A 9,865-nucleotide genomic window follows, 5' to 3' on the forward strand; every position below is an offset into this window, starting at 1 on the left:
TCCTGGTACGCACCCCGGCCCGCGCGGATCCCGCCGCGTTCCGCGCGGGCCTGGCGCGCCGGGGGATCGCGACCCGCCGCGGTGACACGTTCCCCGGACTCGACGCCACCCACCTGCGCCTGGCCGTCCGCGACGGCAGGATGGTGGACGCACTCGTCCGCGCCTGGCGGGCGGAGCGGGAAGGGGATCGACGATGACCACCGGTGGGCCCACCCTGGCCGACGTGATCGACCTGCTGGAGCACGCGTACCCACCCCGGTTGGCCGAGTCCTGGGACCGTGTCGGGCTGGTCGCGGGCGACCCCGCCGCGCAGGTCGGGACGGTCGTGGTGGCCGTCGACGCCACCGACGAGGTGGTCGACCACGCGCTCGCCGTGGGCGCCGATCTGCTCCTGGTCCATCACCCGCCCCTGCTGCGTGGGGTGCACTCGTTCGCCGCCGACACCCCCAAGGGTCGGCTGCTGCACCGCCTGGTCGTGGGCGGCTGTGCCCTGTACGCCGCGCACACCAACGCCGACTCCGCGCGGCCCGGCGTCAACGACGCCCTGGCGGAGACGCTGGGGCTGGATCCCGGGCGACCGCTGGTCCCGACCGGTGACGGGACCGTTGACAGGTGGGTGGTGACGGTGCCCGACGACGACGTCGAGGACCTCCTTCACGCCGTCTTCGCCGCCGGCGCCGGCCGGATGAGCGGGTACACCGAGTGTTCGTTCTCCGTGCGGGGCACCGGTCGCTTCCGGCCCGGCGACGGGACCACCCCCGCGAGGGGTCAGGTGGGCGAACCGGAACAGGTCTCCGAGACGCGGGTGGAGTTCGTGGCGCCCCCCGAACTGCGGGCCGAGGTGCGCCGTGCGGTGACGGCCGCACACCCGTACGAGGTACCCGCGATGGACGTGCTTGTCAACCACGCCGGACCCGGCCCGGGCCCGGAGGACACGGGCCTCGGCCGCGTCTGCGACCTGCCCGCGCCCATGACACTCGCCGGGTTCACCGCGCTCGTCGGCGCCAGACTGCCCCGGACCGTGTGGGGGGTCCGGGCCGCCGGTGATCCGGACACTGAGATCAGGAGGGTCGCGCTGTGCGGCGGCTCCGGCGACTCGCTGCTGGGGGCGGCCCGCGCGGCCGGGGCGGACGTGTACCTCACCGGAGACCTGCGTCACCACGTCGTCGACGAGCACCTGCGGGGAGGCGGCCCGGCGCTGGTGGACGCGGCGCACTGGGCACTCGAGTACCCGTGGTGTGCGCAGGCCGCGGCGTTGCTCGAGGAGGGGGTCGGGGTCGCGGCGACCGTCTGCGACCTGCGCACCGACCCCTGGACGGTGGCGTCGGGGACGGCGGGCGACGGGCGGTAGTCTTGGCCCTCATGAAGGCCGATCCCACCCTCCAGCGTCGACTCGTCGACCTCGCCGAGCTCGACCTGCGCCTGGGCTCCCTCGACCACCGTCGGCGCTCCCTCCCGGAGCAGGCCACCGTGGACACGTTGGAGGCCGAGCGCCGGGCTGCCGTGGAGTCCGCCGCGCGGGCTCGGATACACGTGGAGGACCTGGATCGCGCGATCGCCAAGCTGAGCTCGGACCTCGACGCCGTGCGGAGGCGTCGCGAGAGCGACTCCGCGGCGTTGGCCGCCGGCGGCCTGTCCGACAGGCAGGCCACCGAGCTCGAGTACGAGCTGGCATCGCTCCACCGTCGTCAGGAGAACCTGGAGGCCGAACTCTCCGAGCTGACCGAGCGCCACGAGGCGGTGGACGCCGACGTCCGCCACTCCGGCGCGATCATCACCGACCTGGACGCCCGCCTCGGAATGGCCACCACCGTCCGCGACACGGCACTCGCCCACCTCGAGGACTCCGTCACCGCCACGACCGCCGAGCGGGCCCGCCAGGCGGAGGACCTCCCCGCGGACCTACTCGACCTCTATACCCGTAGTGCACAGCAGGCCGGCGTGGGTGCGGCGATCCTCAACGGCGGCCGGTGCTCGGCCTGCGCGATCGATCTCGACCGCACCACCGTGGCGGCGTTCCGTACGGCACCCGCCGACGACGTCCTGACCTGCCCGGAGTGCGGCGTGATCGTCGTCCGCACTGCCAACTCGTGAGCGGGGGTCCCGGCTGGACGGGCGCGGCCGGGAGACCCACCCGGATCGTGCTGGCCCGTCACGGTCAGACCCCGCTCTCGGTGGACCGCCGGTACTCCGGACAGGGTGACCCCGACCTCACAGAGCTGGGCGTGCTCCAGGCCGAGCGCACCGCAGAGCGGTTGGCCCGCCTCCCCGGGCTCTCGGCGGTCGTCTCCTCCCCGCTGCGCCGGTGCCTGGGGACCGCCGAGCGGGCCGCCGAGGCGACGGGAGTCCCGCTGGTTGTCGAGGACGACCTCATCGAGACGGATTTCGGACTCTGGGAGGGTCTGACCTTCTCCGAGGCCGCGGAGCAGGACCCCGCTCTGCACTCACGCTGGATGTCTGACACCGCCGTGCCGCCCCCCGGGGGCGAGAGCTTCGCCGTGGTCCGCGCCCGGGTCGAGCGGGGACTGCGCCGGATCGTCTCCGAGAACCCGGGCGGCGTGGTGGCCGTGGTCAGTCACGTCACGCCCATCAAGCTCGCGATCAGGGCGGCCCTCGACGCCGGCGACGAGCTGCTCTTCCGGCTCCACCTGGACCTGGCCTCGGTGTCCGACGTGCGGTTCTATCCCGACGGTCCCACGTCGGTGCACCTGGTCAACGACACCTCGCACCTCGACTAGACTCGCCAGGGCGAACGAGTCGGCCGGACGGCCGCGGGCAGGGGAACCGGCGCCACCAGGTGGCAGGCCCCGGTCCGAGGAAAGTCCGGACTCCACAGAGCAGGGTGGTTGTTAACAGCAACCCGGGGTGACCCGCGGGACAGTGCCACAGAAAACAGACCGCCGCGCCCGCGAGCGCGGTAAGGGTGAAACGGTGCGGTAAGAGCGCACCAGCGCCCCGGGTGACCGGGGCGGCTAGGTAAACCCCACCCGGAGCAAGGTCGAAGGCCGCACCGCCCGCGGTGCGGCTGCGCGGATGGAGTGCAGAGATGCACGAGAGGGCTGCTCGCCCGAGTCCGCGGGTGGACCGCTCGAGGTACCCGGCGACGGTGTGCCCAGATGGATGGTCGTCGCCTCTCCGTCCGCGGAGGGGCACAGGATCCGGCTTACAGGCCGGCTCGTTCGCCTCGATCTTGACGTGTGCGCGCCTCGCTGGGCTTGCGCGGCGTCTCGGGTCCATTCCGCACGCGCATCGCCGGAATCCCCGGGCGAATCCGCCGCGCGAGCCGAAGTGGGCGCGCAAGTCGGTGAGACGGAGCCAGCCGGGTCGCAACCCCGGGTAGAGTCGGACGGGTCGGCAGATCACCGGACGATCCCAGGAGGCCCGTCATGTCGGAAGAACAGTGGTACTACGACATCGGCACGGGCCAGGCGTTGCAGGGCAAGGTGACCAACTGGGACAACCGCATGGGCCCTTACGCCACCCGCGGCGAGGCCGAGGCCGCGCTGGACAAGGCGAAGGCCCGCAACGAGGCGTGGGACGCAGAGGACGAGAAGGACTGAGAAGGGCGGCGCTACGTGCCGGTGCCCTTCTTCTTCTTCTTCTTGTTCGTCGTCTTCCTCCGCCGCGCCGCGCGCCGGGATTCCGACAGCTCTCGGTAGGCGGCGGTGACGGTGGCCGCATCGCTCTCGAACCCGGCCAGCGCGCGCTCGGAGAAGCCGCGCTCGTGCTCGAAGAGCACGCCGAAACCGAAGGTCGGCTCGCCCGCGGACTCCGCCCGCCTGGCGATCCGCCGGATCCACATCCGGGCGGTCACGCTGTCCTGGACGTCGCCGAGCACGGTGTGCAGTCGCTGGCACGCGGTGCGCAGCGGCGCGACGGTCAGTCCGTCCGACTCCCGGAGGGCGCCGACGTTGCGCCGCAGTGCCTTGGCGCGCTTACGGACCACGTGGGTCAGTTCCTCGCGTTGGGCCAGGGTCAGCTCGAGCGAGTCGAGGTCGCGCTCGGTGCGGGTGCGGGCCTTGGTGAACTTGGCGAACTGTCGGTCGACTCCTCGCAGGACCATGTCCTGGGCCTCGCGCCTGCGCTTCTTCGAGGTCGGCGCGGTGTCCCCGGAACGGGGCCCCGATCCGGAGCCCGAGTCGGTGCCGGAGCGGCCACCCGAGCCGGTGCCGGCGACGTCGACGAGCAGGTGCAGCCGGTCGAGCAGGGCGAGGTAGCGGTCGGACCCCAACGCCTCCGTCACCCGCGCGCCGGCACGTCGCTCCTCGGAAGCGAGCTCGTCGCTCAGTCGCTGCCTGGTCAGCGGGCTCACGACGTCGTCCGGGTACTCGGCGGCCAGCCCTCCGAGCCGCTGGTCGACCACCTGGATGTCGCGGACCTTACCCAGGACCGCGGCGAGAACCTTGAGCTCGTCGAGCAGGTCGGCCAGGTCGATCTCCGTGCCCTCGGTCTCCGCCTCGAGCTCCTCGGCGAACGAGCTGATGGTGCTGCGCAGGCCACGGACCGCCACGCGCATCTGGTGAACGCCCACCATGGTGACGCGCCGGGCGGCGGGATCGTGGTCGAGTACCTTGTCGAGGTCCTCCCGCAGGGCGTCCCTCACCGCGGAGACGCCCGCGTCGTCCGGCGAGGGGAGGGGGCCGAGGGCGCGGGCGAGTTTGGACGACGACGACGAGGTCGTGGCCCCGGCGGAGGTGCACGCGGTGGCGACGGTGTCGAGATGGCCCCTCGCTCCGGGCCGGGACGGATCGACCAGTTCCACCTCCCATTCCCGCCAGTCCCCGTCCGCGTTCCCGGTGGCGAACGACTGCGTCGAGACGCGGTCGTCGCAGAACTCCACGACGGCGGCTCCGTCGGGATCGCGCAGGAGCATCACATGTCTCCTGTTGTCCACGCGGGCCACGGGCGCGAGCGGTCGGCGGCGGACCAGCCCTGCCACCGCGGCCACGAGTTCGGCCGGAACGTCGTCGCCGTGGTCGAGCGGGAGCCGCAGCTCCACCCGTCCGGCCTCGGAGGGGAGCTTGAGGTGCCAGCCGGAATCGTCGCCGCCGGTACGGCGTCTGAGGGTGACCTTGTGGCGGGTGAGGCTGAGGTCGGCGGTGTCGTAGTACGTGGCCGAGAGTTCGTGCACGACGGGGTCGTCCGCGAGCAGGGGGGCGAAGGCGTCCGCGGCGGGGATCGGGGTGTCGGGGTCGACCTCGAACTTGCTCTCGATCTCCACCGTCTCGCTGATCGTCATGGACTGGTTGTATCAGGCCCGGGTGAACATCGGGTCCGGTGCGTCGCGACCGGGCCGCCACCCACCATTTGTCGACGTCCCGTGCCGGCTCGGACTTACTTGCGGGTAAGATCGCAGTGGTTCCGATCACATGCTCGCCGTGGGGAGAAGAAGTGGATCAGACGACACGAGTCGACGTCCTCGTCGTGGGGGCCGGATTCTCCGGACTCGGGGCGGCCATCAGACTCACCGAGGAGGGGGTAGACGACCTCATCGTGGTCGAGCGGGGCCAGGACGTGGGTGGCACCTGGCGCGACAACTCCTATCCGGGGGCGGCGTGCGATGTGCCATCCCACCTGTACTCGTATTCCTTCGCCCTCAACCCGGAGTGGTCGCGGGCGTTCTCCCCCCAGGGCGAGATCTACGACTACATCCGTGGCGTCACGCACGACCACGGGGTCCGGGACAAGATCAGGTTCGGCGTCGACGTCACCTCGGCGCAGTACGACGAGAACCGCGGCCGGTGGACGGTGAGCACCACGGCGGGGGAGTACGACGCGCGAGTGCTGGTCCTGGGCGTCGGTGCGCTGTGCGAGCCCAAGCTCCCGGAGATCGACGGTATCGACGACTTCGCGGGCCCCGTCTTCCACACTGCCCGCTGGGACCACTCGGTCCCCCTGGCGGGTCGGCGCGTCGCGGTGATCGGCACCGGAGCCTCCGCGATCCAGGTGGTGCCGTCCATCGCCCCGGCCGTCGAGCACCTGGACGTCTACCAACGCACCGCGCCCTGGGTGCTGCCCCGCATCGACCGGAAGTACCCGGGGTTCGAGCGCGCCCTCTACCGCAGGGTCCCCGGTCTGCAGCGCGCGGTCCGGGGCCTGCAGTACGCGAGCCGTGAGCTCCAGGTCGTGGGACTGACCCGGACCCGGGCCGCACTCGCCCCGATCAAGGCGCTCGGGCGCGCGCACCTCGCGATGTCGGTGCGCGACCCCGAGCTGCGGGCCGCTCTGACCCCGCACTTCGAGATCGGGTGCAAGCGGATTCTGCTGTCCAACACCTGGTACCGGGCGCTCGGTCGCCGGAACGTCGACGTGGTGACCACGCCCATCAGCCGGGTGACAGAGACCGGGATCGTCACCTCCGACGGCGCGGAGCACCCGGCGGACGTGCTGGTGGTGGCCACCGGGTTCCACGTCACGGACTCGCCGTTCTTCGAGCGCGTCCGCGACTCGGCGGGACGAACCCTCGCGGACACCTGGGCGAGCGAGGGGATGGAGGCCTATAAGGGCACCACCGTCGCCGGATACCCCAACATGTTCGTCCTCATGGGTCCCGCGACGGGCCTCGGTCACTCGTCGATCATCTACATGATCGAGTCCCAACTGAACTACCTCGTGGACGCGATCCGCGCCATGCGCGACCGCGGCCTGCAGACGGTCGACGTCCGAGCGGCGGTCCAGAACGCGTACAACCGTGAGCTGCGCGAGAACACCGGCAAGACGGTCTGGCTGACCGGCTGCAAGAGCTGGTACCTGGACGCCAAGGGCAACGCCCCGGCCGTGTGGCCCGATTTCACCTTCACCTTCCGCAACCAGACGAGGGAGTTCGATGTGAGCGCCTACCGCCGGACCGAGGTCGACCGAACCGCCGCCGTGCCCACCGGGCAGGAGGCGCTCCGGTGAGCGCGCCGATCACCAGGGTGCTCGGCGCCCTGGGTGGCCTGACCTCCCGCCGTCCCCGCTGGCAGATGGACGGCAAGGTCGTCGTCATCACCGGGGCCGGCTCCGGCATCGGCCGTGAGCTCGCGCGGGAGGCGGCGCGGCGGGGGGCCCGGCTGGCCCTGAGCGACGTGGACGTCGACGGACTGGCCGAGACGGTGAGGCTGATCGGAGCGGAATCGTCGGTGGAGGTGCACTCCGACCGGCTCGACGTCACCGAGCAGGCCGCCGTCGCCGAGTACGCGGGCCGCGTGGTCGAGCAGTTCGGCGTGGTCCACCTCGTCGTCAACAACGCCGGGATCGCGTTCACCGGGTCGGTCGCGCAGTCCGGGTACAAGGACATCGCCCGCGTGATGGACGTGGACTACTGGGGGGTCGTCCACGGCACCAAGGAGTTCCTGCCGCACCTCATCGCCTCCGGGGACGGACACATCGTCAACATCTCCAGCATCTTCGCGATCCTCTCGGTGCCCACACAGAACGCCTACAACGCGGCCAAGGCGGCGGTGCAGCAGTTCACCGAATCGCTGCGGATGGAGATGCTCGCCGGTGGCCAGCCCGTGGACGTCACCTGTGTCCACCCCGGTGGCATAAAGACCGCGGTCGCCAGGAGCGCCGGCGCGGCCGAGGGTCTGGACAGCGCGACCTTCGCCGCGATCTTCGACTCCAAGTTCGCACGGACGGAGGCGACGACAGCCGCGCGGGTGATCCTCGACGCGGTCGAGCGGCGCCGAGCCCGTGTGTTGGTGGGCCCCGACGCGTACGTGATCGACGCGATGGTCCGACTCTTCCCGTCGGGGTACCAGAAGGCCACGGTCGCCGCCTCGCGCCGTTTCGGGGTCGTCTGATCCCCGAAAGCCCTCGCCGAGCCGGGCGTGGGGCTCAGGGCCGGAAGCGGTCGGTCGCCTCGAGCAGGTGATGGGTGGTGCCGGGCTCGGCCATCGCGTGCCCGGCGTCGGGGACGATGTGCAACTCGGAGCCCGGCCAGGCCGCATGCAGTTCCCAGGCGTTGGCGACCGGGCAGACCACGTCGTAGCGGCCGTGGACGATCACGGCCGGCAGATGCGCGACCCGGTCCATCCGGTCCAGGATGGCCCGCCCGCCGAGGAACGCATCGTTGACGAAGTAGTGGTTCTCGATGCGGGCGAAGGCCAGGGCGAACCGGTCCGCCTCGTCGCCGTCCGCGGCGGGAGGCCGGGGGAGCAGGGTGGAGGTGGTGGTCTCCCACGTCGTCCACGCGTGCGCGGCGGCGATCTCGATTGCCGGATCACCGCAGTGTAGGAGGCGGTGGTAGGCGGCCACGTGGTCGAAGCCGTCCCGATGGACCGTCTCGGCGCCCTCGGCGGCGACGAGTGGCGCCAGGTAGCCCTCCCAGGCGTCGGGGAACAGGTGGGCGGCGCCGCCCCGGTAGAACCAGTCGATCTCCGACGGTCGGCACAGGAAGATCCCGCGGAGCACCAGGCCGCGGACGCGATCGGGATGCTGCTGGGCGTAGGCCAGCGCCAGCGTCGTCCCCCACGATCCCCCGAACACCAGCCAGCGGTCGATCCCCAGCGCCTCACGCAGGCGTTCGAGGTCGGCCGTGAGATGCCACGTGGTGTTGACGGCGAGGTCCGCCCCGTCCGCGACGTGCGGAGTGCTCCGTCCGCAGCCCCGCTGGTCCACCAGGATGATCCGGTAGGACTCCGGGTCGAACATCCGGCGATGCTCCGGTGTGGTCCCGCCTCCGGGGCCGCCGTGGACGAACAGCACCGGGGCGCCGTCGGGATTGCCCGAGCACTCCCAGTACAGGCCCTGACCGTCGCCCACGTCGAGCATGCCGGTCTCGTACGGCGCGATACGCGGGTACGGGGTGCGGAGCGTGGTCTGTGGGGTCATCGGGGCTGACCGCGCCGTCAGAAGGAGTGCTCGGGTCCGGGGAACGCGCGGGCGCGGACCTCCTCGCCGTACTCCCGGGCGGCGTCGCGCAGCGTGTCGGCGAGCTGCGCGTAACGCTTGACGAATTTCGCCGTCCGCCCGGTGCCGTGTCCGGCCATGTCCTGCCACACCAGCACCTGGGCGTCGCAGCCGTTCCCGGCGCCGATGCCGACCGTGGCGATGTCCAACTCGGTGGTGACCTCCCGGGCGAGGTCGGCGGGGACCATCTCCATGACGACGGAGAAGGCTCCTGCCTCCTGCACGGCGCGGGCGTCGGCCCGCAGTGCGTCAGCGGCGTCCCCGCGTCCCTGGACTCGGAAGCCGCCGAGGCCGTTGACCGACTGGGGGGTGAAGCCGATGTGGGCCATCACGGGGATCCCGGCGTCCACGATCGCCCGGATCTGCGGGGCCATCCGGACGCCGCCCTCCAGTTTGACGGCCTGGGCGCCGCCCTCCTTCATCATCCGCGTGGCGGCGGACACCGCCTGAGCCGGGGAGGTCTCGTAGCTGCCGAACACGAGATCGGCCACGACGAGCGCCTTCGGGGCTCCCCGGGTGACCGCGCGGACCAGAGGGATCATCTCGTCCTCGGTCACGGGGACCGTGGTGTCGTACCCGTAGACCACGTTGGCCGCCGAATCCCCGACCAGCAGGACCGGGATCCCGGCCTCCTGGAACAGACGCGCGGAGACGTAGTCGTAGGCGGTGAGCATGGGCCAGGGTTCCCCCGCGGTCTTCATTTCGGCGAGGTGGTGGATCCTGGTCACCCGCGTCAGCCCCCGGGGTCCCGCGTCCGGTGCACCACCGGAGCCGTAGATCGGGGTGTCTGGGTTGTCGCTCATGGCGGTGTGGCCTTCCTACAGTGACCTCGAGGCCGGCAGGAGGGCCGGTCCCCGGGTGGACAGGGGGCGGTGACGGTCGTCGCCGTCGCCGATGAGTCTGCCACGACCCCGGGGGCGTGGGTCCCTGGGCCGGGGCCGCACGGCGCGGGGAGGGGTCGGTGGGCGTGTCG

At 71.7% G+C, this 9,865-nt stretch carries 8 protein-coding genes, 1 other RNA gene and 2 pseudogenes; 8 read left to right on the forward strand and 3 right to left on the reverse strand.

Features of this window, described 5'->3' with window-relative positions:
* From IY392_RS09660 to IY392_RS09685, 6 genes and pseudogenes are all read left to right on the forward strand, one after another.
* Positions 1-197: pseudogene (locus IY392_RS09660) on the forward strand (hypothetical protein); the annotation flags it as partial.
* Entirely contained in the window at positions 194-1,351 is a 1,158-nt protein-coding gene (locus IY392_RS09665; protein WP_194861086.1) for a Nif3-like dinuclear metal center hexameric protein, read from the forward strand. The pseudogene IY392_RS09660 and the gene IY392_RS09665, both read left to right, overlap by 4 nt.
* A gap of 11 nt (positions 1,352-1,362) precedes the next feature.
* Entirely contained in the window at positions 1,363-2,094 is a 732-nt protein-coding gene (locus IY392_RS09670) for a zinc ribbon domain-containing protein (protein WP_194861087.1), read from the forward strand.
* Between the two features lie 8 nt (positions 2,095-2,102).
* Positions 2,103-2,738: pseudogene (locus IY392_RS09675) on the forward strand (histidine phosphatase family protein); the annotation flags it as partial.
* A gap of 15 nt (positions 2,739-2,753) precedes the next feature.
* An RNA gene (rnpB, locus tag IY392_RS09680) (RNase P RNA component class A) lies at positions 2,754-3,182 on the forward strand.
* A gap of 204 nt (positions 3,183-3,386) precedes the next feature.
* Positions 3,387-3,560 (forward strand): SPOR domain-containing protein, encoded by a 174-nt coding sequence (locus IY392_RS09685; protein ID WP_156607149.1) that lies wholly within the window; start codon positions 3,387-3,389, stop codon positions 3,558-3,560.
* 11 nt (positions 3,561-3,571) lie between these two features.
* On the opposite strand, the gene IY392_RS09690 is transcribed toward IY392_RS09685, so the two are convergent.
* Positions 3,572-5,239, reverse strand: coding sequence for a CYTH and CHAD domain-containing protein (locus IY392_RS09690; RefSeq protein WP_194861088.1), 1,668 nt, complete (start codon positions 5,237-5,239; stop codon positions 3,572-3,574).
* A 152-nt stretch (positions 5,240-5,391) separates the two neighbouring features.
* On the opposite strand from IY392_RS09690, the gene IY392_RS09695 reads away from it, so the two are divergent.
* Both IY392_RS09695 and IY392_RS09700 read left to right on the forward strand, forming a co-directional pair.
* Positions 5,392-6,900 (forward strand): NAD(P)/FAD-dependent oxidoreductase, encoded by a 1,509-nt coding sequence (locus tag IY392_RS09695; protein WP_194861089.1) that lies wholly within the window; start codon positions 5,392-5,394, stop codon positions 6,898-6,900.
* A 65-nt stretch (positions 6,901-6,965) separates the two neighbouring features.
* The gene (locus tag IY392_RS09700) at positions 6,966-7,784 is read left to right on the forward strand and encodes an SDR family oxidoreductase (RefSeq protein WP_107758043.1); all 819 of its coding nucleotides are present in this window, start codon (positions 6,966-6,968) and stop codon (positions 7,782-7,784) included.
* A 34-nt stretch (positions 7,785-7,818) separates the two neighbouring features.
* Here the strand turns inward: IY392_RS09700 and pip are convergent, their stop codons facing one another.
* Both pip and panB read right to left on the reverse strand, forming a co-directional pair.
* Positions 7,819-8,814, reverse strand: coding sequence for a prolyl aminopeptidase (gene pip, locus IY392_RS09705; protein ID WP_107756165.1), 996 nt, complete (start codon positions 8,812-8,814; stop codon positions 7,819-7,821).
* A 17-nt stretch (positions 8,815-8,831) separates the two neighbouring features.
* Complete coding sequence (gene panB / locus IY392_RS09710; RefSeq protein ID WP_194861090.1) at positions 8,832-9,695, reverse strand: 3-methyl-2-oxobutanoate hydroxymethyltransferase; 864 nt, start codon at positions 9,693-9,695, stop codon at positions 8,832-8,834.
* Positions 9,696-9,865 lie beyond the last annotated feature (170 nt).

Origin of the sequence: Dietzia sp. SYD-A1 (genome assembly GCF_015356725.1) — a bacterium.
Classification (GTDB): domain Bacteria; phylum Actinomycetota; class Actinomycetes; order Mycobacteriales; family Mycobacteriaceae; genus Dietzia.

What these genes read in the sequence shown, in the direction of transcription:
- pip (WP_107756165.1), bottom strand. Translation starts at nt 8,814, where the DNA reads ATGACCCCACAGACCACGCTCCGCACCCCGTACCCGCGTATCGCGCCG.
- IY392_RS09665 (WP_194861086.1), top strand. Translation starts at nt 194, where the DNA reads ATGACCACCGGTGGGCCCACCCTGGCCGACGTGATCGACCTGCTGGAG.
- panB (WP_194861090.1), bottom strand. Translation starts at nt 9,695, where the DNA reads ATGAGCGACAACCCAGACACCCCGATCTACGGCTCCGGTGGTGCACCG.
- IY392_RS09670 (WP_194861087.1), top strand. Translation starts at nt 1,363, where the DNA reads ATGAAGGCCGATCCCACCCTCCAGCGTCGACTCGTCGACCTCGCCGAG.
- IY392_RS09700 (WP_107758043.1), top strand. Translation starts at nt 6,966, where the DNA reads ATGGACGGCAAGGTCGTCGTCATCACCGGGGCCGGCTCCGGCATCGGC.
- IY392_RS09685 (WP_156607149.1), top strand. Translation starts at nt 3,387, where the DNA reads ATGTCGGAAGAACAGTGGTACTACGACATCGGCACGGGCCAGGCGTTG.
- IY392_RS09690 (WP_194861088.1), bottom strand. Translation starts at nt 5,239, where the DNA reads ATGACGATCAGCGAGACGGTGGAGATCGAGAGCAAGTTCGAGGTCGAC.